The sequence below is a fragment of the Rathayibacter sp. AY2B5 genome, from assembly GCF_002931645.1.
In the GTDB taxonomy this organism is placed as follows: Bacteria; Actinomycetota; Actinomycetes; order Actinomycetales; family Microbacteriaceae; genus Rathayibacter.
The window spans coordinates 38,728-60,647 of record NZ_PSUE01000022.1; the positions used below are offsets into that span (position 1 = coordinate 38,728).

Below are 21,920 nucleotides of genomic sequence, written 5' to 3' on the forward strand. Positions count from 1 at the left end.
GACGTGGATCGCGGGCGTCTCACGAGTAAGACGTCCCCACCTTCGTCGAGGAGAAACGCTCATGATCCCCACCCTCCAGGCTCGAGCCGTCGAGCAGGTCATCACCGTAGGCCGGCAGCGGACGACCGTCCTGCGGGGCTGCGACATCGATCTGGAAGGGGGCGGGCTCACCGCTGTCGTCGGCCGCTCCGGCTCCGGCAAGTCCTCTCTCCTGATGTGCCTCAGCGGACTGGACCGGCCGACGTCCGGCGTCGTCGAGGTCAACGGCCGGGACGTGAACAGGCTGTCAGCGGCCGATCGCGCTCGCATGCTCCGCGCCCAGATCGGGTTCGTGTTCCAGCAGTACAACCTCGTGCCCTTCCTCGATGTCGAGGAGAACATCGCGCTCCCCTTCAGGCTCGACCGATCACCCGTGCCGCACGACCTGATCGGTGGACTCGTGGAATCGTTCGGCCTGAGCGACCGGCGCCGTGCGCCGGCGCGAACGCTCTCGGGAGGTGAGCAGCAGAGGACCGCTCTCTGCCGCGCCCTTGCACGGCGGCCCGGCATCGTCTTCGCCGACGAGCCGACCGGCGCCCTCGACTCGCAGAGCTCGCGGGTCGTCCTGTCGACTCTGAGGACGATGGCGGACGAGGGCCAGATGATCGTGATGGTCACGCACGATCTCGACGCCGCAGCCCTCGCGGACACGGTCGTGGTGATGCACGATGGTCGGACCGTGCGGACGACCGGACGCTGCACCAGCCATGAGCTGCTGAGCATCCTCGAAGAGGCCGGAGCCTGACTCGTGTCCCGTTACGTCGTACGCCTGTTCGCCGACGAGTGGCGCCGATGGTCTCCCGCGATCGCTGTGGTCGCCCTGATGGCGACGCTGATCGGGTTGTGCGTTCAGCAGTTCGCCTGGACCGGCGACCCCGCATTCACCGCCGCTGTCACGGAGGCCGGCGTCGCGCTCGGGGAGTTCCGGATCCTCTCGATCACGATCTACACTGTCGTGGCGCTCGTCGGCTGGGTCGCCCTGACGATCGTCGGCCGAGCGAGCGTTCTGGCCACAGGACGCACGCACGCGCTCTGGCTCCTGCTGGGCGCCTCCCGAGCCCAGGTGTTCGTCGTCACTCTCCTCGTGCTCGGCATCGTGAGTCTCCTCGGCGCCGGCATCGGAGCGCTCCTCTCGACACTGCTGGCGTTCTGGGCGGTTCCCGCATTCAACGGTGCCGTCTCGTCCGAGGTCGATCTTCCGAGCTTCTCGCTCGCGCCCTGGGCTCCGGTGGTCACGCTGGCGCTCGGCACGCTCACCGCTCTGGCGGGCGGAGTCCTGCCCGCGCGCCGCGCCGCCCGCACGCCGCCGAGCGCCGCGCTGCGTGAAGTCGGGAGCGGTCGACCGGGTACGGCGATGCGCGCGGTGCGGATCGGCTGCGGCATCGCCCTCCTCCTCATCGCCTCCGGCCTTGTCACGGCATCCGCCTCTGCTCGAGAACTCGGAGCGACCGGACCGGCGCCGATGTTCAACCTGGCCGTCGACGTAGGAGGCAGCGTCCTCGTGGCCGTCTACCTCCTCTGCCCGGAGGTGATCGCGCTCGTCTTCCGGGCTCTGCACGCGCTCTCCGCCCGATCGGGTCTCGTCGTCGCGGCTCTCGGAATCCGCGCGGCAGCAGCCCGGGTGCAGGTCAGCACCGCCACGATCGCGCCGCTCACGGCAGGGCTGGGGGCGATCGCCGTGCTCCTGTGCGCGGTGGAGTCCGTCGTCGCCATGACGACGGCGGTCCGGCCCGGGACCCGCGCCGATCTCACCGATGTTCTGACGATCGTCGCAGTCGTAGCCGTGTCGATGCTCGCCACCAGCGCCACTGTCGTCGCTCTCTCTGCGCAGAACCGCGAGCGCGAGATCGCCCTGCTCCAGGCAGCGGGCCTGCAGCGCCGACAGATCATCGGGCTCGTCGTCTCCGAGAGCCTCGCGATGTCCCTCGCCGCTTCCACAGCAGCTGCCGCACCCGTCGCCGCCACCGGCGCGGTCTGCTGGCTCGTCAGTCGCGCAGCACTGGGCGAAGGGGTAGTGATCTGGCCGGTCCCGAGCGTCGTTCTCGGCCTCATCGGCTCGTGGATCGTGCTCTCGCTGATCCTCCTGATTCCCGCGCAGGCTCGGCTTCGCCGTCCCCCTGGACCGAGGTTGCGTGAGCAGGGTGTCTGACGTGATCACGGGTCGCGACGCACTGCCGCCTCGGGTTTCTGCGATCGCCGGACGGCTGCGACATCTCGCAGCTCTGCAGCCGTCGAGCGCAGCCGCGGAGCCGACAGGCCCCCGGCAGGTGCTCCTCCGGGATCCCGACGGGCGCCCCGTGCAGCACACCCTCGTCATCGCACCGCAGGAGTCTCTGGTGCTCTCGCCGGGCGCCGCCGCTTTCGCACTTGTGAGCGATCAGGACGGTGATGAGCATCACCGCATCCGCGTCGCCGTCGCGACCAGGAGCGGAGCCGTCGAGATCGTTCAGGACGAGCGCCCCGTCTCCCCGCGCATCCGATCGTTCTCGGACGGATTCCTCTGGATAAGGCGGAACGACGCGGGTCGGCCCTGGCAGGCGGTCTGGTGGCATCGCAGCCTGACGACTCCCCACGTGCTGCTCGAAGAGCCCGATCAGGCTCGGAGGCTCGATCTGCGCAGCGTCGCCGGGGCGATCGCCGTACTCGCATCGAGAGGGGCGCGCGACTCCCGGTACTGGGTGCTGACCGGAGAGGAGGGCAGTCCCCCGACGTGCCGTCGCCTCGACCTCGGCACGGAGAACGCGGATGTCTCCGCCTGCAGGGGCGGCCTCGCGGTCCTGTATCGACGGCACGGAGTCGTCCGGATGACCGGCTCGACGCGTCCTCTCGAGGTTCCCGTTCCGAAGGCCCTTCAGGCGGAGCACCTGCAGGAGGCCCAGGGTGAGCTCTTCGTACTCGGACGGTCGTCCGGCAGGAGAGCGGTGTGGCTGCCCGGCGGCGGGGCAGACGCGCTCTGGCTCGCGCCGACGGCCGGGACCCTTGTTCCCGCCGTCGATCCGATCACCCGCCACCCGATCATGCTCGTCTCCTCCCCTGCTCACCGCGCCCACTGCGTCACCCCTGTACCGGGTAAGGCACTCGCCACCGAGGTCACAGAACGGATGAAGGTCACGTCACTCACTGCGCCGAGCCGGGACGGCACCCTCGTCCCGCTCACCCTGATGACTCCTGACGGCGCCGACAGCTGTCCCGTCGTCGTCCACGTCTACGGCGCCTACGGCATCAGCCTCGAGGGGCCGTTCGATCCCTTCACGGACGACCTCCTCGCGCGCGGAGCCTCGATCGCCTACTGCCATGTCCGCGGGGGCGGAGAGAACGGCCCGGAGTGGCATCGGCAGGCGACCGGCCTCGGCCGCGAGCGCCCGATCGAGGACCTCCTCGCCTGCCTGGCGTTGCTTCGTGAGCTTCCAGGGATCGACTCGCACCGGCTCCTTCTCACCGCGGCGAGCGCGGGCGCGCTGGTCGCTGCGACGGTCTGCCTCCGTCGCCCCGCAGAACTCCGTGGCCTCCACCTCGTGCATCCCTTCCTCGATCCCGTCGGCGCGCTCGATGATCGCTCCGCAGCCGCGGCGGCGTCCGACCGTGAGGAGTTCGGTGACCCTGACTGGATCCTCGCGAGCGGGCTCTCTCCACTCGCGACGATCGCCACAATGGTGGGGCGGAGCCGACCGCTTCCGCGCGCGTGGATTCGAGCCGGTCTCCGCGATGCCCGAGTCGACGCGTCGGCGATCGCGGAATTCGCAAGCGCCTACCGGGCAGTGGCTGAGCGCGACGATCCCGCGCACGTCGTCCTCCGTGCGACCTCGGGCGGTCACCTCAGCGGACTGACGCCCGAGGAGTCCCACCAGGAGAACGTCCTCGCTCACGCCTGGACGCTCGACCTCCTCGGCCTGGCCTGACCCGTCGAGCGCAAGGACGAGGGCGATCGTTCCGGCGGGAGCCGATCTCGTCCAGGCGAGAACTGCCCTACGGCGTCACTGGCCGGCTCCCGACACCCCGCCCGCCGAGCCGTGCGGCATCGCCACGCACCGCCACAACGAGAACCCGGTGACCGCGGAGGCGTGCTCTCCCGACTCCGTCGCCGCCGGCCCCCACTCCTGCAGCTGTGTGCATCCGTCCGCCACCACGGCCTTCCGCACCGACTCGGTCGGTGGCGCCGAGTTCTTCAGAACCAGCAGAGGCGTGCGTCCTGCCGCGATCATCCCGGCGACGTCCTGCTCGGTGAAGACCCGCGCCTGGCCGGAGTAGCCGCCGTCGGTGAGCACGCTCGCGCCGGTCGCCGTGATGATCGGCGCCGAGATCGCCCAGGAGTCGGTGAGGAACAGGGGCGCTCCGTCCACCCCGCCGCCGGCGGCACGAGCAGCGGCGACCAGTGCGGTCTCGTCGGCGGTCATCGAGTCGTGCCCGCCGACCGCGTCCGGCGACGAGACCGCGAACGGAGCCGAGGTCTCGGCCCTCTGCGGGAAGCGCAGGCCGACGAGCGCGTCCCCGCCCGACCCGTCGAGGGACGCGTCGAGCACCTGGAGGCTGAACGCGATCGGCCCTGCCAGGATCACGACGGCCGCTGCGAGCGCGATCGAACGATGCCGGGCCGCGCCTCTGCTCGCCGCCGCACCGCCCCTACTCCACCGGGCCGCCACCGCGACCACGACGAGCCCTGCTCCGGCGAGCGCCGCGAACGGCAGGCCCAGCACCGCGGGCAGCTGCCCGCCCACGGCGAGCACCGCGCTCCACGCCGTCTGCGCGACGAGGAGGAGCGGCAGCACCAGCCGCGCGACGACCCGGGTCGACGCGAGCAGCCGCACCGCTTCCGCCCAGCCCAGCGCCGCGAGGAGCGCCAGCTGCACTCCGATCGCCGCGACGTAGGCGGTGTGCGGCACCGTCGCCACCGAGAGCACGCCCGCCGCTGTCACCAGCCACACCGCGAGGCAGACCAGGAGGGCGAAGGCACCGCGGGCACCTCCCCGCCTCCCCCGCCGCGGCCACCAGCGCACGGCGCCGAGCACCAGCCCGGCGAGCGCCGCGGGATACAGCCAGCCGACCTGCGTCGCGTACTGCGCCAGCAGCAGCTTGGCCGGCGAAGACCCCGCTGCTCCGCCCATCGTCGCCACGTGGGCGGAAGCGACGACGGCGCCGGGCACCGCTCCCGGGATCAGCCGGTCGAGCCCGTTGAACCCGAACACCATCGCGAAGACGTCGTTCCCCGTCGACCCGTCGATGTAGGGCCGGTCCCCTGCCGGCACCGCCTGCATCGCGACCATCCACGCCACCGAGGCGCCCACCGCGACGGCCAGGAGCCCGCCCGCACAGGCGAGCGCTCGGCGCCACCCGCGCACCCCGACGAGAGTCGCCACCACGAGCGCCGGCAGGACGAACCAGGCCTGCATCATCTTCGCCTGGAAGCCGATCCCGATGGACAGCCCGGTCATCAGCAGCGGCCACCACCGCTCCGTCAGCACCGCGCGCTGCCACCACACCAGCGCCACGGCGAGTGCCGCCGTGAGCAGCCCGTCCTCCATCGGGTGCCCGAACATCGACACGAAGATCGGCGTGCTCGCCGCCGCTGCCGCCGCGACCAGCCCGAGCCCCCGGCCGCCCCACCGGAGCCCGACGACCGAGCACGCCGCGACCGTGATCAGCCCCTCGATCAGCTGCGGCAGCGCGATCGACGACGTCGACATGCCGAACAGCCGGATGCTCAGCGCCTGCGGCACCGCGAACCCCGCCAGCTTGTCCAGCGTCACCGTGGCGGCGGGATCGAAGGCTCCGAACGCCAGCGCGTGCCACGACTCCGACATCGACCGTGCCGCCGCCTCGTAGAAGACGGCGTCTCCGCCCCGGGCGAGATTCCAGCCGGTGAGGGCCGTCGAACCGCACAGGATCGCGAGGAGGGTGAGCCGCGCCCACCAGCGTTCGCGCCACCAGCGGGCGAGCGGAGCGGAGTGGGTCACGTCCACCGACGCTAGGGAGCCGGCCTGCCGCCGCCCTTGCGGGCGGTCGGGGAGACGCCGTGCATGCCGCTCCGGCCTCTCAGTCCGGACGCCGCCGGCACGGCCGACGACCAGGAAGGGTGCCGCGCCGCCCCGGTCACCCTCTAGGGTGCGGACATGCCCCGCTCCATGGCCGACCTCTCCTTCCGCCGCGCCCAGTGGGAGCAGCGCTACGCACCGCACGTGGCTCCCGTGAACCGCTGGGTCGACGAGCTGCGGAACCCCTACGGACGCGGCTGGCTGCCCTACGTCGCGCCCCTGCACGGCGGAGTGGAGGCGCGCGTCCTCAGCGTCCTCCGCGATCCCGGCCCCGCCACTCAGGACGGCATCGGAAGCGGCTTCCTCTGCACCGAGAACGACGACCCGACGGCGGAGCTCATGGCCGGGCTGATGGACGAGGTGGGCCTCGCCCCCGCCGACCTGCTGCCGTGGAACGCCTACCCCTGGTACATCAACCGGGCCCCGAACGCCGAGCAGCTCGACGCCGGCGTCGAGACCGTCCTGCATCTGCTCGCGCTCGCCCCCGACGTCGAGGTGGTCCTCCTGCAGGGCGGCGACGCCGATCACGGCTGGCGGCGCCTCCTCAGGCGGCACCCGGCGATCGAGCGCGAGCGCGGCCTCACGGTGATCCGCACCTTCCATCCGTCGCGACAGGCGCTCTGGGCACGGGATCCCGCCGAGCGGGAGGCGCGCTCCGCTCGACGTCGCGTGGCTTTCGCCGAGGTCGCCGCAGCGCTCCGGTGAGCGGTCCGCAGCGTCACGACGAGGCCCGGAAACGACGGAAGCCCTGACGACGACCAGTGGTCTCATCAGGGCTTTCCGTCGGGCTGACAGGATTTGAACCTGCGACCCCTTGACCCCCAGTCAAGTGCGCTACCAAGCTGCGCCACAGCCCGTGGCAGACCGGGCCGAGGCCCGGGCAACTCGACTACCTTAGCGGATGCCGACGCCGGAAGTGAAAACGAGCGGGCCCCGTAGACTCGCTGGGCGGAACGCGTCGGCACGGGTCGACGCGCCGTCGGCAGCTCGGGAGGCGTCAGCAGTGGATGCGCGGCAGAAGCGATCACAGGTGGCCCTGCACCGGGCGATCGTCGAACTCGCGACCGGCCGCGACGTCGCCACCCTCACCGTCTCCGAGATCACCGATCTCGCCGGCGTGAACCGCTCCACCTTCTACGCCCACGCCTCGTCCGCCGCGGAGCTGCTCTGCGCCGCCCTGCAGGACGAGCTCGACGCGATCCGGGAGGGCTACCTCCAGCAGCTCCGGAGCGGTGCCGCGACCGACGCGAGCATCCGCGAGGGCACCTCCCGCGTCCTCGGCCACCTGGACGGCCACCGCGACCTCTACCTCCGCGCCTTCGACGCCCCCGGCGGGGACTCGGGCCTCCGCGCGATGCTGGCAGGGCACTTCCGCACCGCCGTCTCCGCGACGCTCGACACGGGGATCCTCGACGTCCCGGCCGCGGACGCACCGCTCGGCTTCCTCGAGGACGCGACGGCCTCGTTCCTCGCGGCGGGCTCCGTCGGCCTGATGGAGCAGTGGCTCCGTCTGCCCGCGCCCCGCGATCCCGGCAGCTACCTCGCCGCCTACCGACGGCTCCTGCCGCCGTGGTGGCCCTTCGCCACCGGCGACTGACCGGCCTCGTCGGGCGCCGCTGCGCAGACGCTCGCCGAGAGAGTCGACCGCTCGGCTCGAGGGCGGCCGCAACTCCGCAAGCCGGACCGCGCGGCTCCTCGCTCCCTCTCGAGAGAGCTGTCCCGCTCGGCCGTGACGCCTCGGCAGCAGCATCCGCCCCCTCGACTCGACGACCGCTCCTCCCGGAGACGCGGACGGCCCGCGGGAGGAGCTCCCACGGGCCGGACACGGTACGGCTGCGCTCAGCGCGCGCGCTTCTCGCGGACGCGCATGTTGACGTTCACCGGCGACCCCTGGAAGCCGTAGATCTCGCGCAGGCGGCGCGCGATGTAGCGGCGGTAGCCCGGGTCGAGGAACCCGGTCGTGAAGAGGACGAATGTCGGCGGGCGCGACGAGGCCTGCGTGCCGAAGAGCACGCGGGGCTGCTTGCCTCCGCGGAGGGGGTGCGGGTGCGCCGCGGTGAGCTCGGCGAGGAACGCGTTGAACTTGCCCGTCGGGATGCGCGTGTCCCACGACTCGAGGGCGAGCTCGAGCGCCGGCACGAGCTTCTCGAGGTGGCGGCCGGTGCGGGCCGAGATGTTGACGCGGGGCGCCCACGCCACGTGGGCGAGGTCGGTCTCGATCTCGCGCTCGAGGTAGCGGCGGCGCTCGTCGTCGAGGAGGTCCCACTTGTTGAAGGCGAGCACGAGCGCCCGGCCCGACTCCAGCACCAGGTCGATGATGCGGACGTCCTGCTCCGAGATCGGCTGCGAGACGTCGAGGACGACGACGGCGACCTCGGCCTTCTCGAGCGCGGTCGAGGTGCGCAGCGACGCGTAGAAGTCGGCGCCCTGCTGGAGGTGCACGCGGCGGCGGATGCCCGCGGTGTCGACGAAGCGCCAGACCTTGCCGGCGATCTCGACCTGCTCGTCGACCGGGTCGCGCGTGGTGCCGGCGAGCTCGTTGACGACGACCCGCTCCTCCCCCGCCGCCTTGTTGAGCAGGCTGGACTTGCCAACGTTCGGGCGGCCGAGGATCGCGACGCGGCGCGGCCCGCCGACCTCGCGCTTGGCGACGGCCGACTCCAGAGGGAGCTTCTCGAGCACCGCGTCGAGAAGGTCGGCGACGCCGCGGCCGTGGACGGCCGAGACGGGGCGGGGCTCGCCCAGGCCGAGCGACCACAGCGAGGCGGCGTTCGGCTCCTGGCGGGCGTCGTCCACCTTGTTGGCGGCGAGGAAGACCGGCTTCTTCGTCTTGCGCAGCAGCTTCACGACGTGCTCGTCGGTCGCGGTCGCGCCGACGTTCGCGTCGACGACGAAGATGACGGCGTCGGCGAGGTCGATGGCGATCTCGGCCTGCATGGCGACGGAGGCGTCGATGCCGCGGGCGTCGGGCTCCCAGCCGCCGGTGTCGACGATGGTGAACGCCCGGTCGATCCACTCCGCCTTGTAGGACACGCGGTCGCGCGTGACGCCCGGGGTGTCCTCGACGACGGCCTCGCGGCGGCCGAGTATGCGGTTCACCAGCGCGGACTTGCCGACGTTGGGGCGGCCCACGATCGCCACGACCGGGAGGGCGGGGAGGTAGCGGACGTCGTCCGAGTCCTCCCCGGCGAACTCGAGGAGGTCGAGGTCCTCCTCGTCGAGGTCGTAGTCCTCGAGTCCGCTGCGGAGCGCCTGCGCGCGCGAGGAGGCGAGCTGCTCGTCGAGGTCGCCGAGGCGCTCGACGAGGTCGTCGTCTCCGAAGTTCAGCTCGTCGTCACCGACGTGCGTGTCCTGTGCCATGACCGGCCCTTGCTCTCGAAGTTCGGACCTCGGCGACGACCGCGTCGACGGTCTGCTCGAAGTCGAGATGAGTGGAGTCGAGAAGAGTGACTCCTTCTGCGGCGTTCATGAAGTCGACCACCTGCGAGTCGGCGCGGTCCCTCGACCGCAGCGCCTGACCCGTCGCCTCGGCGGATTCCGTGGTGACCTCGCGCGAACGCCTGGCCATTCTAGCCTCTTCGCTCGCCGTCAGCAGGATCCGGACCGGAGCGGTCGGTGCGACGACCGTCGTGATGTCGCGGCCCTCGACGATGATGCCCTCCCGACGCGTCTCGCCGATGATCCTCCGGAACAGCAGGGTGATCCTCCGACGGACCTCGGGGACCTTCGCCACGGCCGAGACGCGCGCGGTCACCCGGGGCTCGCGGATGGCGGTGGTCACCTCGGTCGGACCGACCCACACCGAGTACGACTCGGGGTCGGTGCCGATGGAGTAGTCGAAGCCGTCGAGCGCGTCGACGATCGCGTCCTGGTCCTCGAAGTCGAGGCCGCGGTCGAGCCCGTGCCAGGCGAGCGCGCGGTAGGCCGCTCCCGTGTCGAGGAACTCGAAGTCGAGGCGGAGGGCGGCAGCCCTCGACACGCTGGACTTGCCGCTGCCGGCCGGGCCGTCGATGGCGACCACGACGGACTCGCCGAAGTCGCCCTGCTCGGCGGCCTCGGAGCGCGCCTCGCGCTCGGGAGCCGCGCCCCCGTCCTCCGGGATGCTCTGCTGTGCCCGGCGGGCGGGCGTCATCCTGTTCAGGCCGCCCTCCTGCCTGTTCTGCTCGGTGCTCATCCGGCGATCCTCCAGCCGCGTATGGTCAGTTCTTCGGTCAGCGGCGCGACCGCCTCGGGCACGACCGAGATCTCGGCGAGACCCACTCGACGCCCCTGCGCGTGCTCGAGGCGCACGTCCTCGAGGTTGACGCCCGCCTCGCCGATCTCCACCAGGAGCCGCGCGAGGGTTCCGGGAGAGTCGTCGACGAGGACGATCAGGGTCGAGAAGCGCTGGTCCTGGCCGTGCTTGCCGGGCAGGCGCGCCACTCCGGCGTTGCCCGCGGCGAGGTGCTCGGCGAGCACGCGGCGCGAGCCGGGCGCCTCGAGGTCGCGGAGCGCGTCGGCGACCGCGGCGACGTCGTCGCGGAAGGCGTCGAGCACCGCGACGACGTGCTCGCGGTTCGCGGCCAGGATCTGCATCCAGAGCTCGGGGGCCGAGGCCGCCAGGCGCGAGACGTCGCGGACGCCCTGCCCGGCGAGGCGGAGCGCCGCGTTCGGGGCGTCGAGGAGGCGCTGGCCGAGCAGTGACGAGATCACCTGCGGGGCGTGCGAGACGAGGCCGACCGAGAGGTCGTGCTCCTCCGGGTCCATCTCGACGATGGTGCCGCCGAGGTCGAGAGCGAGGCCCTCCACCCTTGCGAGCGCGTCGGGCGCGGTCTCGCCGTCGCGGCAGATCACCCAGGGTCTGCCGACGAAGAGGTCTCCCCGCGCGGCGACCGGTCCGCCGCGCTCGCGGCCGGCCATCGGGTGCGAGCCGATGTAGCGGGCGAGGTCGACGCCGCGGGAGCGCAGCTCGCGCAGCGGCTGGGTCTTGACGCTCGCCACGTCGGTGACGACGGCTCCGGGGTGCGCCGCGAGCTCGCGCTCGACGACGCTCGCGGTGACGTCAGGGGGGACGCAGACGACGACGACGGAGGGCCGGTCGTCGGCGGAGGCGGCGCGGCCGGCCCCGTAGTCGATGGCGAGGGAGAGGCTCGCGGGCGAGGCGTCGTCGAGGACGACGTCGATCCCGCGGGAGGCGAGGCCGAGGCCGATGGAGGCGCCGAGCAGTCCGGAGCCGACCACCCGCACCGTCCCGGTCGTCCGCATCGCGGGCGGCGCGGGGTGCAGGAGCTCGTTCACCCCGACAGCCTAGCGATCGGCGCGGCGCTGCTTGTCGGCGCCGGACCGGCGCGGAGGACCGTCGCTCCGCCCGCCGCCGGCGGAGGAGCCGCCGCGATCCGAGGATCGCCCGGCCGAGCCGCGCTCCGCCGGGGCGACGCGCTCGCCGCTGTCAGGCCGGGGCCGCCGCGCACCCGCGCTCGCCTTCTTCGAGGGGACCGCGGGAGCGGCCGCCACCGCCTCGCCGCCCTGCCGCGCGATCGTGAGCAGCGCGCCCAGCTCCTCCCGGGTCAGGTCGCGCAGATCGCCCGAGCGCAGGGTGCCCAGGTGCAGCGGCCCGAACTGGCGCCGGACGAGCTCGATCACCGGGTGGCCGACCGCCGCCATCATCCGGCGGACGACCCGGTTGCGACCGGAGTGCAGGGTGATCTCGACGAGCGAGGCGTTCGAGCGGCCCTCCGGCCGGCCGAGGAGACGCGCCTTGTCGGCGGCCACCGGTCCGTCGTCGAGCTCGATCCCGGAGGTCAGCGTCGCGATCGTCTGCGGGAGGACCTGCCCGTGCACCTTCGCGATGTAGGTCTTCGTCACTCCGAACGACGGGTGCGCGAGGACGTGGGCGAGCTCGCCGTCGTTGGTCAGCACCAGCAGGCCCGAGGTCTCGGCGTCGAGGCGCCCGACGTTGAACAGCCGCTCCTCGAAGTTCTTCGTGTAGAGGCTGAGGTCGGTGCGTCCGTTCTCGTCCGCCAGCGAGCTGACGACGCCGATCGGCTTGTTGAGCATGACGTAGCGGCGCGAGGTGTCCAGCTGCACCGCGACCCCGTCGACCTCGATCCGGTCGGTCACCGGATCGATGCGGCGGCCGAGCTCGTCCGCCACCTCGCCGTTGACGCGGATCCGCCGCGCCACGATCATCTCCTCGACCACTCGTCGGGAGGCGACCCCCGCTGCCGCGAGGACCTTCTGCAGTCGTTCGCCGTCGGGGCCGCTGTCAGGCGCGCTCATCGAATCCGTCTCTTCCGTCGCTCAGTAGGGGGGAGATCTTCGGCAGCTCGTCGAGCGAGGTGAGGCCGAGGTGCACGAGCAGCTGCTCGGTGGTGCCGTAGAGGACCGCGCCCGTCTCGGGGTCGTGGCCGACCTCCGCGATGAGGCCGCGGCCGAGGAGGGTGCGCGCGACGGAGTCGACGTTGACCGCGCGGATCTGCGCGACCTGACCGCGCGAGACCGGCTGCTTGTAGGCGATCACGGCGAGCGTCTCGAGCGCCGCCTGCGAGAGCCGCGTCGGGTTCTGCGTCAGGACGAAGTCCTTGACCACCGGGTCGTACTCGCGGCGCACGTAGATCCGCCAGCCGGCACCGACCTCGCGCAGCTCGAAGCCCCGGCGGATCGCCCCGTCGGCGCCGTCGTAGTCGGCTACCAGGCGCTCGATCGACTGGCGGACCACGGCGATCGGCCTCGACAGCGCGGTCGCGAGGGAGGCGAGCGGCTGCGGCTCGTCCGCGACCATCAGGATCGCCTCGATCGCCCGGTCGATCTCGAACGCGACGGTCCCGGGGCCGGCGTCAGGAGTCATAGTCGGCTCCGAGCGCGGCGAGGCTCGCATCGCTCCACTGCTCGGCGACCCAGCGCAGCGTGAGCTCGCCGAGCGGCTCCGGCTGGTCGAACGAGATCGCGGCGTGCCGGTAGAGCTCGAGCACGGCCAGGAAGCGCGCGACGATCACGCCTTTCTCGTCGGCGTCCGCGATCAGCTCGCCGAAGGTGGCCCTCCCGCGGGCGCGCAGCATCGCCACGACGTGGGCGGCCTGCTCCCGGATGCTGATCTGCGGGGCGTGCAGGTGGTCCAGGCCCACCGTCGGCAGCTCGCGCGGAGCGAGGGCGACGGTCGCGAGGGCGGCGAAGTCGGCGGGCGACAGGGTCCAGACGAGCTCCGGCTTCGCGGACCGGTACTCCTCCTCCAGAGGCACGTCGCGCACGTGGCGGGCGGTCTCGATCGCGATCCGCCCGGCGAACCACGACGACACCTGCTTGAAGGCCCGGTACTGCAGGAGCCGGGCGAACAGCAGGTCTCGCGCCTCCAGCAGCGCCGCGTCCTCCGCGTCCACGAGCTCGCCCTGGGGCAGGAGTCCGGCGATCTTCAGGTCGAGGAGCGTCGCGGCGACGACGAGGAACTCCGACGCGCGGTCCAGCCCCTCGAGCGAGTCGATCCCGTGCAGGTACGAGAGGAACTCGTCCGTCACGGCGCTCAGCGCGATCTCGGTGATGTCGACCTGCTGCTTCGCGATGAGGCTCAGCAGGAGGTCGAACGGACCCTCGAAGTTGGTCAGCGCGAGGTGGAACCCGGTGGGAGCGGCGCGCTCCTCGAGGAGGACCTCAGGCGACCGCGCCACGCGAGATCAGCTCCCTGGCGAGCTTGCGGTACGCCTTCGCGGCGTTGTGCTCGGGCGCGAACTGGGTGATCGGGACGCCGGACACGCTGGCGTCCGGGAACTTCACCGTGCGGCCGATCACCGTCTCGAGCACGCTGTCGCCGAAGGCGTCGACCACCCGGTCGAGCACCTCCCGCGAGTGCAGGGTGCGGGAGTCGTACATCGTGGGCAGGATGCCGTCGAGCTCGATCACCGGGTTGAGCCGGTCGCGGACCTTGTCGATCGTCTCGATCAGCAGGGCGACGCCGCGCAGCGCGAAGAACTCGCACTCGAGCGGGATGAGGACGCCGTGGCTCGCGGTGAGCGCGTTGACCGTGAGCAGGCCCAGCGAGGGCTGGCAGTCGATCAGGATGACGTCGTAGTCCGCGCTCACCTTGCGGAGCACCCGGGCGAGGATCTGCTCGCGCGCGACCTCGTTGACGAGGTGGACCTCGGCGGCGGAGAGGTCGATGTTGGCCGGGATGACGTCCAGGCCCGGCACGCGGGTCCTCCGGATCGCCTCGGCCGGGTCCTTCACGGTGCCGAGGAGCAGGTCGTAGATCGTGATGGCGTCGTAGGTCGTGACCCCGAGGCCGGCCGAGAGGGCGCCCTGCGGGTCGAAGTCGATGGCCAGTACGCGTCGGCCGTACTCGGCGAGGGTCGCGCCCAGGTTGATGGTCGTCGTCGTCTTGCCGACGCCGCCCTTCTGGTTGCAGAGGGAGATGATCCGAGCGGGGCCGTGACCGGTGAGCTCCACCGGCAGCGGGAAGTCGCGCAGAGGGCGGCCGGTCGGGCCGAGCGTCGGGGCTTCGAGACCGGTGAGCTCGGCCTTGTCGTCCGTCTTGCGTGTCACCTGCGTCGTCCTCGCTTCCGTGGCGGCGTGCGCTCCCGCGCGGCCTCCGACGAGTGTACCGGCGCCCCGCTCCCCGGCCGCCGCGCCCCGCCGCGCGGGGCCGCGGCTCTAGCGCCGCGCTCGCGGGTGCGCAAACGTGTAGACGTCCCGGAGCGTGTCCGCCGTCACCAGCGTGTAGATCTGCGTCGTCGCCACCGAGGCGTGCCCGAGGAGCTCCTGCACCACGCGGACGTCGGCACCGCCCGCGAGCAGGTGGGTCGCGAACGAGTGCCGGAAGGTGTGCGGCGAGATCTCCCGGTCCAGCCCGGCCTTCTCGGCGACGGCGCGGATGACCAGCCAGGCGCTCTGCCTCGACAGGCGGCTCCCGCGGACCCCCAGGAAGAGCGCCGGCGTCGCGCGTCCCCTCCGCGAGAGCTCGGGCCGCGCACGCACAAGGTACTCGTCGACCGCCTCGCGGGCGAAGCGGCCGAGCGGCACCATCCGCTGCTTGGACCCCTTGCCCGTCAGCCGCACCACCTCCGCGGCGACCACGTCGTCGACGTTCAGGTCCACCGCCTCCGAGATGCGCGCGCCCGTCGCGTAGAGCAGCTCCAGCAGGGCCCGGTCCCGCAGGTCCGCGAGCTCCTCGCCGCGCGCCGCGTCGAGCAGTGCCGCCATCTGCTCGACCGTGACCGCCTTCGGCAGGGTCATCGGGACCTTCGGCGGCATCACGTCCCGGGCAACGTCGTCCGCGACGACCCCCTCCTCGAGGGCGAAGCGGTGCAGCCCTCGGACGCTCGAGAGGATCCGTGCGCGCGAGCTCGCCGCGAGCGGCCGCTCCGGGCGTGCGGCCAGCCAGGAGGAGAACTCCCCCACGTCGACCCGTCCGAGCTGCGCCAGATCGACGGTCCCGCGCTCCTCGAGCCAGCCGAGGTAGAGCTCCAGGTCGCGCCGGTAGGCCGCGAGCGTGTGCGCCGAGAGCCCGCGCTCCACGCTCGCCTGCCGGAGGTACGCCTCGGCGCAGGCGCGGGGGCTCACCCCCGGGGGTGGCGGACCCGCGGGTGGCGCGTCCACGGCGAGGACGCGTCGCCCAGCCCGTCCCAGTCGCGCGAGCGGAACGCGTGCGCCGCGAGCACCGCGATCGACAGCGAGGGGTTCTGCACCCGGCGGGCGAGGACCGCCTCGACCGCCTCGTCCAGCGGCACCCACCGCAGCTCCATGTCCGCCTCCTCCGCCTCGCGGTCGAAGTCGGAGCCGGTGGACGAGAGCCCGCGGGCCAGGTAGATCCGGATGACCTCGTCGCTGCCGCCCGGCGAGGTGGCGAACTCCGAGAGCAGGTCCCAGCGCTCGGCCTGCAGGTCCGTCTCCTCGCCCAGCTCCCGCTGAGCGGCGACCAGGGGATCCTCGCCCTCGACGTCGAGCAGGCCGGCCGGGATCTCCCACTCGCGGGTGCGGACAGGGTGCCGGTACTGCTTGATCAGGGCGACGCGGTCCTCGTCGTCGAGGGCCAGCACGGCGACGGCTCCCGTGTGATCGAGGAACTCCCGGCGCAGCTCGCCGCCGCCGTAGCGGAACGTCTCGGCGCGGACGCCCCAGACCATCCCGTCGAAGACGCGCTCACTGGTCAGGACCTCCGGCTCGACGAGCTCGTCCGACAGCGGCTCACTCATCGGCGCCCGCCTCCGATGCCGGGAAGAGGCGCGAGGCCTCCTGGCGCTCGAGGGCGGCGGTCACGAGGCCGCGGAAGAGCGGGTGCGCGGCGTTCGGGCGCGAGCGGAGCTCCGGGTGCGCCTGCGTGCCCACGTAGTAGGGGTGCTTCTCGCGGGGCAGCTCGACGTACTCCACGAGGTGGCCGTCGGGCGAGAGGCCCGAGAACCAGAGCCCCGCCTCGGCGATCCGGTCGCGGTAGCGGTTGTTGACCTCGTAGCGGTGACGGTGGCGCTCGGCAGCCTCAGGTGCGCCGTACACCTCGGCGACGATCGAGCCCTCGGCGAGCTCGGCCGTGTAGAGGCCGAGGCGCATCGTGCCGCCCATGTCCCCGGACGCGAGGATCTCGACCTGCTCGGCCATCGTCGCGATGACGGGGAACTCCGTCTCCGGGTCGAACTCCGACGACGAGGCCCCCTCGAGGCCGGCCTCGTTGCGGGCGTACTCGATGACCATGCACTGCAGGCCGAGGCAGAGCCCGAGGGTCGGTATCCCGTTCTCCCGCGCGAAGCGCAGCGCGCCGAGCTTGCCCTCGATGCCGCGGATGCCGAAGCCGCCGGGCACGCAGATTCCGTCGAGCTCGGAGAGCGCCTTGGCCGCAGCCTCGGGGTCCTCGAGCCCGTCGGAGGCGATCCAGCGGATGGCGACCTTCGTCTGCTGCGCGAAGCCGCCGGCCCGCAGAGCCTCCGTCACGGAGAGGTAGGCGTCGGGCAGGTCGATGTACTTCCCGACCAGGCCGATGGTGACCTCGTGCTTGGGCTCGTGCACGGCCTCGAGCAGTCGCGACCAGCCGTCCCAGACGACCTCGCCGGCCGGGAGGCCCAGCTGGTCGATGATGTAGGCGTCGAGGCCCTGCTCGTTGAGCATCTGCGGGATCTCGTAGATCGACGCGACGTCCTTGGCGTTGACCACGGCCTGCTCGTCGACGTCGCACATCAGCGCGATCTTGCGCTTGTTCGACTCCGACACGGGCCGGTCGCTCCGCAGCACCAGCGCGTCCGGCTGGATGCCGATCGAGCGCAGCGCCGCGACGGAGTGCTGGGTGGGCTTGGTCTTCTGCTCGCCGGAGGCGCCCATGAAGGGCACCAGCGAGACGTGCACGAAGAAGACGTTGCGGCGGCCGAGCTCGTGGCGGACCTGGCGGGCCGACTCGATGAACGGCTGGCTCTCGATGTCGCCGACGGTGCCGCCGATCTCGGTGATGATGACGTCCGGCTGCGGGTCGTCCTCCGACTGGAGGCGCATGCGCCGCTTGATCTCGTCCGTGATGTGCGGGATGACCTGGACCGTGTCGCCGAGGTACTCGCCGGCGCGCTCCCGCGCGATGACCCGCGAGTAGATCTGGCCGGTCGTGACGTTCGCGGCCTGGTTCAGGTTGATGTCGAGGAAGCGCTCGTAGTGGCCGATGTCGAGATCGGTCTCGGCGCCGTCGTCGGTCACGAAGACCTCGCCGTGCTGGAACGGGTTCATCGTCCCCGGGTCCACGTTGAGGTACGGGTCGAGCTTCTGCATGACGACGCGCAGCCCGCGCGCGGTCAGCAGGTTGCCCAGGCTCGCGGCAGTGAGTCCCTTGCCGAGCGAGGAGACGACACCGCCGGTGACGAAGATGTGCTTCGTGATCTTCGAGGGGGCGTCCTGCCCGGCCGTCGAAGCGCTCCGGGTCGAGGACCCGGAGGAGCCCTGGGGATCCGAGGGAGAAGAAGAGGAAAGGCCCGCGTTCGTAAAGTCCACCACGGGGTTCCACCGTAACAGCAGAACGGCGGCGGCGGACCGCCCGGGACGGATCGATGTCGTCCCGGGCCGCTCGCGATCAGCCCCGTCGGCTCGATTCGAGGAGCTCCCGCGCATGAGCGAGAGCGTTGGCGGAGTCGGTGAGCCCCGAGAGCAGGCGCGCCATCTCGGACACCCGCTCCTCGGAGTCGAGCTGCGTCACGGCGCTCGAGGTCACCGCGCCGTCCGAGCCCTTCTCGACGCGGAGGTGGTTCGTGGCGAATGCGGCGACCTGCGCGAGGTGGGTCACCACGATGACCTGCGACGTCTCGGCGAGCCGCGCGAGCCGTCGGCCGATCTCGATCGCCGCTGCTCCGCCGACCCCTGCGTCGACCTCGTCGAAGACGAACGTCGGCACGGGGTCGTTGGCGGCGACCACGACCTCGATCGCGAGCATCACCCGCGAGAGCTCGCCTCCCGAGGCTCCGCGGGCGAGGGGCCGGGGTGCGGCCCCGGTGTGCGGCTGGAGCAGCATCTCGACGGAGTCGCGCCCGTGGACGCTCGGCTCCCCCGCGGCCGTCACCTTCACGTGCAGGCGCGCATCCGCCATGGCCAGCGCGGTGAGCTCGTCGCTGACCCGCTCCCCCAGCTCGGCGGCCGCCGCGGTCCGCAGCTCGGTCAGCCGGGTCGCGAGGCGGTCGACGAGGTCCGCGTCGGCCGCGGTGGCGGCCTCGAGAGCCGCGATCCTCTCGTCGTCGCCGTCGAGCTCGAGCAGGCGGAGTCCGGAGGAGTCCACCAGGTCGAGCACGTCGTCCAGGGTCGGTCCGTAGGTGCGGGCGAGCAGGGACAGCTCCGCCCGCCGGTTCTCGATCAGCTCCAGGTCGTGCGCGCCGTCGAGGTCGAGCTCCGCCAGGTAGGAGGAGAGCCCGCCGGCGGCGTCGACGAGGAGCACCGCCGCCTCGCCGAGCGTCTGGACCGTCGGCTGCAGGGCGGCGTCGTGCTCGGCCGCCCGCTCCAGCACGCGCCGCGCCGTCTCGAGGAGCCCGAGCGCGTCCCGCCCGTCCAGCTCCTCGGACGAGATCGCCTCGCGGGCCTCGCCGGCGGCGAGCCGGAGCTGCTCGATGCTCCCGAGCCGGGCGGACTGCGCCGCGAGCTCGACGTCCTCCCCGCGCTGGGGGGCGACCACCTCGATCTCGGCGAGGGCGGAGCGGAGCCGTTCGGCTTCGCGGGCGCGCGTCTCCCGGGCCTCGGTGAGCGAGTCGAGCTCCTCCCGGTTGGCCCGCCAGCGCTCGAAGGCGCTCGCGTAGTCGCGGAGGGCGTCGGCGAGACCGGGTCCGCCGAACCGGTCGAGCGCCTCACGCTGCGCCGCGGCGGAGCGGAGGCGGATCTGGTCCGACTGCCCGTGCACGACGACCAGCTGATCGGCGAGCTCGCTCAGCACGCTGACCGGTGCGCTCCGGCCGCCGACGACGGCTCGCCCGCGTCCCTCCGCCGAGACCGAGCGCGCGAGGAGCAGCTCCGGGCCGTCGAGATCACCGCCGGCGTCGTGGACCCGCTCGGCGACCGGGCCCTGCTCTGGGACCAGCCAGCGCCCCGACACCCAGGCCTGCTTCGCTCCCGAGCGCACCGCGGACGCGTCAGAGCGCGCGCCCAGCACGAGGCCGAGCGCCGTGACCACCATCGTCTTGCCGGCGCCGGTCTCGCCGGTGACCGCGGTGAAGCCCGGTCCGAGCGGGAGCGTCGCCTCGGCGATCACTCCGAGGTCGCGGATCTGCAGCTCTTCGAGCATCGGGCCTTACTCCGTCTCCGCCGACCCCCGCCATCCGCGGATGGGGAGACCGAACTTGTGCACGAGTCGATCGGTGAAGGGGGCGTCGTGCAGGCGCGCGAAGCGCACCGGCACGGGCGAGCGCCGGTAGACGACGCGCGCTCCCGGCGGCAGCTCGTAGGCGCGCCGGCCGTCGGCCCAGAGGACGCCGACGCCGTCGGTCCTCTCCTTGACCTCGACGGCGAGGCTCGACGACGGGCCCACGACGAGGGGCCGCGCGAAGAGCGCGTGGGCACTGAGCGGAACGAGGAGCATCGCCTCGACGGTCGGCCACACGACGGGGCCGCCCCCGGAGAAGGCGTAAGCGGTGGAACCGGTCGGAGTGGACACGACGATGCCGTCGCAGCCGAAGCTCGACAGCGGACGTCCGTCGACGCCCACCATGACCTCGAGCATCCGCTCGCGACTGCCCTTCTCGACGGTGGCCTCGTTGAGCGCCCAGGTCTCGTAGACGACGGCCTCGTCGATCTTGACGCGCACCTGCAGGGTCATGCGCTCCTCGACCGCGTAGTCGCCGTCGAGCGCACGGGCGACGGCGTCGTCGAGATCATCCCGCTCGCTCTCCGCGAGGAACCCGACGTGGCCGAGGTTCACGCCGAGCAGAGGGGCCGTCCCGGACCGGACGATCTCCGCTGCGCGGAGGATGGTCCCGTCCCCGCCGAGCACGAACACGAGCTCGATGGACTCGAGCGGCACGTCGGACCCGAGCACGGCGACGTCGCTCAGATCCGGAGCGACCGCGACGATGTCTCCCTTGTCGTCGGCGCAGAGGACGGGGTGGGCGCCGGAGTTCCGGAGGCGCTCGACGACGAGGACCGCCGCATCGAGGGAGTCCGTCCGTCCGGTGTGGGCGACGACGAGGATGTTGCGCTCGTCACGAGGGGACTGCATCGAGGGTGTGTCCTTCTGGTCGGTCGACAGCGGCGGACACGATCGCGTCATCCGGTTGTGAGCGCGGTGACCGCGTCCCTCCATTCTGTCGGAATCGTTCCGCGGTCGCGGTGGAGGTGCGCCAGATACTCGCGATTCCCAGCGCCCCCCGGGAGTGGCGACTCGGCCAGCCCGACGACGCCGAGCCCCAGGTCCCACGCCGACCACAGGACGTCCGAGAGGGCCTCGCGACGCAGCTCCGGATCCCGGACGATCCCCTCCCGCACTCCCAAGCGGCCGACCTCGAACTGCGGCTTCACCAGCACCACGAAGTCGGCGAGTGGATCCACGGAGGCGGCGACGGGAGGCAGAACCATCCGCAGGGAGATGAAGGACACGTCGGACACGACCAGGTCCGGGACGATCTCGGTCCTGGCGGCTTCGGCGAGCCGGGCGGCGGTGAGATCCCGCGCATTGAACCCCTCCACCACGTGGACGCGATCGTCGGACCGGATCCGGGGAGCGAGCTGGGCATGCCCGACGTCGAGGGCGATCACCGAGGCGGCGCCGCGCTCGAGCAGGACCTGCGAGAACCCGCCCGTCGACGCCCCGACGTCGAGAGCGTTCCGGCCGGCGACTCGCACCGTCGCGAAGGTGTCGAGGGCGGCGAGCAGCTTGTGGGCGGCCCGGCTGACGTAGTGGTCGAGGCCGGCGACCGCGACGTCCTGATCGTCGCGGACGCGGATCGAGGGCTTCAGTGCAGGGACGCCGTCCACCGTCACCAGACCGTCGGCGATCATCCGAGCGGCATGGGTGCGGGACCGGGCGATGCCCCGTTCGGCGAGAGCCGAGTCGAGTCGCGAGTCTTCGGTCATCGGTCGCGGTCGGCGTTCTCGAGTCGGATGCGCAGCTGCTCCTGCAGCTGGACGTATCCGGCTGCCCTCTTGTCGAGCGCAGTCTGCTCGATCCGGAGGAGCTCGTCTGACAGGACGTGTTCCTCCACGACGTCGAAGCCGTTCTGGAGCGGCCTCGATTCCGGAGAGGGCGTCGGGTCGTGCTGAGTCATCGCTGCTCCTCGTTCCGGAGTCGGGCGACGACGGTCATCGTCGCTCCGGCCGGCCCTGTTCGTCCTCGAACAGAGACCGACCGGTTAAACAGCGATGGCCACCCATTTCTGGGTGGCCATCGTGAATGGTGTCCGGCGGTGTCCTACTCTCCCACAGGGTCCCCCCTGCAGTACCATCGGC

The 21,920-nt window shown here is 72.1% G+C and carries 19 protein-coding genes, 1 tRNA gene and 1 pseudogene; 5 read left to right on the forward strand and 16 right to left on the reverse strand.

Going from position 1 to position 21,920, the window contains the following annotated elements:
• The first annotated feature begins 61 nt into the window (after window positions 1–61).
• The 3 genes from C5C30_RS13300 (at window position 62) to C5C30_RS13310 (ending at window position 3,938) form a co-directional block, all read left to right on the forward strand.
• Complete coding sequence (locus C5C30_RS13300; RefSeq protein WP_104333922.1) at window positions 62–784, forward strand: ABC transporter ATP-binding protein; 723 nt, start codon at window positions 62–64, stop codon at window positions 782–784.
• 3 nt (window positions 785–787) lie between these two features.
• Window positions 788–2,188 (forward strand): FtsX-like permease family protein, encoded by a 1,401-nt coding sequence (locus tag C5C30_RS13305; RefSeq protein ID WP_104222528.1) that lies wholly within the window; start codon window positions 788–790, stop codon window positions 2,186–2,188.
• A 148-nt stretch (window positions 2,189–2,336) separates the two neighbouring features.
• Window positions 2,337–3,938: a prolyl oligopeptidase family serine peptidase gene (locus tag C5C30_RS13310; protein ID WP_146081549.1), complete on the forward strand. Its 1,602-nt coding sequence runs from the start codon at window positions 2,337–2,339 to the stop codon at window positions 3,936–3,938.
• A 75-nt stretch (window positions 3,939–4,013) separates the two neighbouring features.
• On the opposite strand, the gene C5C30_RS13315 is transcribed toward C5C30_RS13310, so the two are convergent.
• Window positions 4,014–5,990 carry a glycosyltransferase family 39 protein gene (locus tag C5C30_RS13315; RefSeq protein WP_104333931.1) on the reverse strand — a complete coding sequence of 659 codons (1,977 nt, stop codon included), beginning with the start codon at window positions 5,988–5,990 and terminating at the stop codon, window positions 4,014–4,016.
• Window positions 5,991–6,146: 156 nt separating this feature from the next.
• Between C5C30_RS13315 and C5C30_RS18110 the strand changes: the two genes are divergently transcribed.
• Complete coding sequence (locus C5C30_RS18110; RefSeq protein ID WP_104273319.1) at window positions 6,147–6,773, forward strand: uracil-DNA glycosylase; 627 nt, start codon at window positions 6,147–6,149, stop codon at window positions 6,771–6,773.
• A gap of 78 nt (window positions 6,774–6,851) precedes the next feature.
• Here the strand turns inward: C5C30_RS18110 and C5C30_RS13325 are convergent.
• Window positions 6,852–6,925: transfer RNA gene (locus C5C30_RS13325), tRNA-Pro, on the reverse strand.
• Between the two features lie 146 nt (window positions 6,926–7,071).
• On the opposite strand from C5C30_RS13325, the gene C5C30_RS13330 reads away from it, so the two are divergent.
• The gene (locus C5C30_RS13330) at window positions 7,072–7,665 is read left to right on the forward strand and encodes a TetR/AcrR family transcriptional regulator (RefSeq protein WP_181069118.1); all 594 of its coding nucleotides are present in this window, start codon (window positions 7,072–7,074) and stop codon (window positions 7,663–7,665) included.
• 242 nt (window positions 7,666–7,907) lie between these two features.
• Here the strand turns inward: C5C30_RS13330 and der are convergent, their stop codons facing one another.
• The 14 genes and pseudogenes from der to C5C30_RS13400 all read right to left on the reverse strand — a co-directional run bounded on the left by der (window position 7,908) and on the right by C5C30_RS13400 (window position 21,739).
• Complete coding sequence (der, locus tag C5C30_RS13335; RefSeq protein WP_104288279.1) at window positions 7,908–9,428, reverse strand: ribosome biogenesis GTPase Der; 1,521 nt, start codon at window positions 9,426–9,428, stop codon at window positions 7,908–7,910.
• Window positions 9,403–10,242 (reverse strand): (d)CMP kinase, encoded by an 840-nt coding sequence (gene cmk, locus C5C30_RS13340; protein WP_258063288.1) that lies wholly within the window; start codon window positions 10,240–10,242, stop codon window positions 9,403–9,405. Before cmk ends, der begins: the two co-directional genes overlap by 26 nt.
• The gene (locus tag C5C30_RS13345) at window positions 10,239–11,312 is read right to left on the reverse strand and encodes a prephenate dehydrogenase (RefSeq protein WP_104222605.1); all 1,074 of its coding nucleotides are present in this window, start codon (window positions 11,310–11,312) and stop codon (window positions 10,239–10,241) included. The genes cmk and C5C30_RS13345 overlap by 4 nt, the downstream gene beginning before the upstream one ends.
• A gap of 243 nt (window positions 11,313–11,555) precedes the next feature.
• A pseudogene (locus C5C30_RS13350) lies at window positions 11,556–12,326 on the reverse strand (pseudouridine synthase); the annotation flags it as partial.
• Window positions 12,313–12,894, reverse strand: coding sequence for an SMC-Scp complex subunit ScpB (gene scpB / locus C5C30_RS13355; protein ID WP_104238575.1), 582 nt, complete (start codon window positions 12,892–12,894; stop codon window positions 12,313–12,315). The pseudogene C5C30_RS13350 and the gene scpB, both read right to left, overlap by 14 nt.
• Complete coding sequence (locus C5C30_RS13360; RefSeq protein ID WP_104333925.1) at window positions 12,884–13,708, reverse strand: ScpA family protein; 825 nt, start codon at window positions 13,706–13,708, stop codon at window positions 12,884–12,886. The genes scpB and C5C30_RS13360 overlap by 11 nt, the downstream gene beginning before the upstream one ends.
• Window positions 13,692–14,579, reverse strand: coding sequence for a ParA family protein (locus C5C30_RS13365; RefSeq protein ID WP_104222502.1), 888 nt, complete (start codon window positions 14,577–14,579; stop codon window positions 13,692–13,694). Before C5C30_RS13365 ends, C5C30_RS13360 begins: the two co-directional genes overlap by 17 nt.
• 108 nt (window positions 14,580–14,687) lie before the next feature.
• A complete protein-coding gene (xerD, locus tag C5C30_RS13370; protein WP_104333926.1) occupies window positions 14,688–15,596 on the reverse strand; it encodes a site-specific tyrosine recombinase XerD in 909 nt (302 codons plus the stop codon).
• Window positions 15,593–16,228 (reverse strand): NUDIX hydrolase, encoded by a 636-nt coding sequence (locus tag C5C30_RS13375; RefSeq protein ID WP_104333927.1) that lies wholly within the window; start codon window positions 16,226–16,228, stop codon window positions 15,593–15,595. The genes xerD and C5C30_RS13375 overlap by 4 nt, the downstream gene beginning before the upstream one ends.
• Entirely contained in the window at window positions 16,221–17,885 is a 1,665-nt protein-coding gene (locus C5C30_RS13380; RefSeq protein WP_104222604.1) for a CTP synthase, read from the reverse strand. Before C5C30_RS13380 ends, C5C30_RS13375 begins: the two co-directional genes overlap by 8 nt.
• A gap of 190 nt (window positions 17,886–18,075) precedes the next feature.
• Window positions 18,076–19,764 (reverse strand): DNA repair protein RecN, encoded by a 1,689-nt coding sequence (gene recN, locus C5C30_RS13385; RefSeq protein ID WP_104333928.1) that lies wholly within the window; start codon window positions 19,762–19,764, stop codon window positions 18,076–18,078.
• Between the two features lie 6 nt (window positions 19,765–19,770).
• Complete coding sequence (locus C5C30_RS13390) at window positions 19,771–20,694, reverse strand: NAD kinase (protein WP_104222498.1); 924 nt, start codon at window positions 20,692–20,694, stop codon at window positions 19,771–19,773.
• A gap of 47 nt (window positions 20,695–20,741) precedes the next feature.
• On the reverse strand, window positions 20,742–21,548 hold the full coding sequence (locus tag C5C30_RS13395; RefSeq protein ID WP_104222497.1) for a TlyA family RNA methyltransferase: 807 nt from the start codon (window positions 21,546–21,548) through the stop codon (window positions 20,742–20,744).
• Window positions 21,545–21,739 carry a hypothetical protein gene (locus tag C5C30_RS13400; RefSeq protein WP_104261116.1) on the reverse strand — a complete coding sequence of 65 codons (195 nt, stop codon included), beginning with the start codon at window positions 21,737–21,739 and terminating at the stop codon, window positions 21,545–21,547. Before C5C30_RS13400 ends, C5C30_RS13395 begins: the two co-directional genes overlap by 4 nt.
• Window positions 21,740–21,920 lie beyond the last annotated feature (181 nt).

Coding starts and splice junctions, on each gene's coding strand:
- C5C30_RS13300 (WP_104333922.1), top strand. CDS start 62: ATGATCCCCACCCTCCAGGCTCGAGCCGTCGAGCAGGTCATCACCGTA.
- C5C30_RS18110 (WP_104273319.1), top strand. CDS start 6,147: ATGCCCCGCTCCATGGCCGACCTCTCCTTCCGCCGCGCCCAGTGGGAG.
- der (WP_104288279.1), bottom strand. CDS start 9,428: ATGGCACAGGACACGCACGTCGGTGACGACGAGCTGAACTTCGGAGAC.
- cmk (WP_258063288.1), bottom strand. CDS start 10,242: ATGAGCACCGAGCAGAACAGGCAGGAGGGCGGCCTGAACAGGATGACG.
- C5C30_RS13345 (WP_104222605.1), bottom strand. CDS start 11,312: ATGCGGACGACCGGGACGGTGCGGGTGGTCGGCTCCGGACTGCTCGGC.
- scpB (WP_104238575.1), bottom strand. CDS start 12,894: ATGACTCCTGACGCCGGCCCCGGGACCGTCGCGTTCGAGATCGACCGG.
- C5C30_RS13375 (WP_104333927.1), bottom strand. CDS start 16,228: ATGAGTGAGCCGCTGTCGGACGAGCTCGTCGAGCCGGAGGTCCTGACC.
- recN (WP_104333928.1), bottom strand. CDS start 19,764: ATGCTCGAAGAGCTGCAGATCCGCGACCTCGGAGTGATCGCCGAGGCG.
- C5C30_RS13390 (WP_104222498.1), bottom strand. CDS start 20,694: ATGCAGTCCCCTCGTGACGAGCGCAACATCCTCGTCGTCGCCCACACC.
- C5C30_RS13395 (WP_104222497.1), bottom strand. CDS start 21,548: ATGACCGAAGACTCGCGACTCGACTCGGCTCTCGCCGAACGGGGCATC.
- C5C30_RS13400 (WP_104261116.1), bottom strand. CDS start 21,739: ATGACTCAGCACGACCCGACGCCCTCTCCGGAATCGAGGCCGCTCCAG.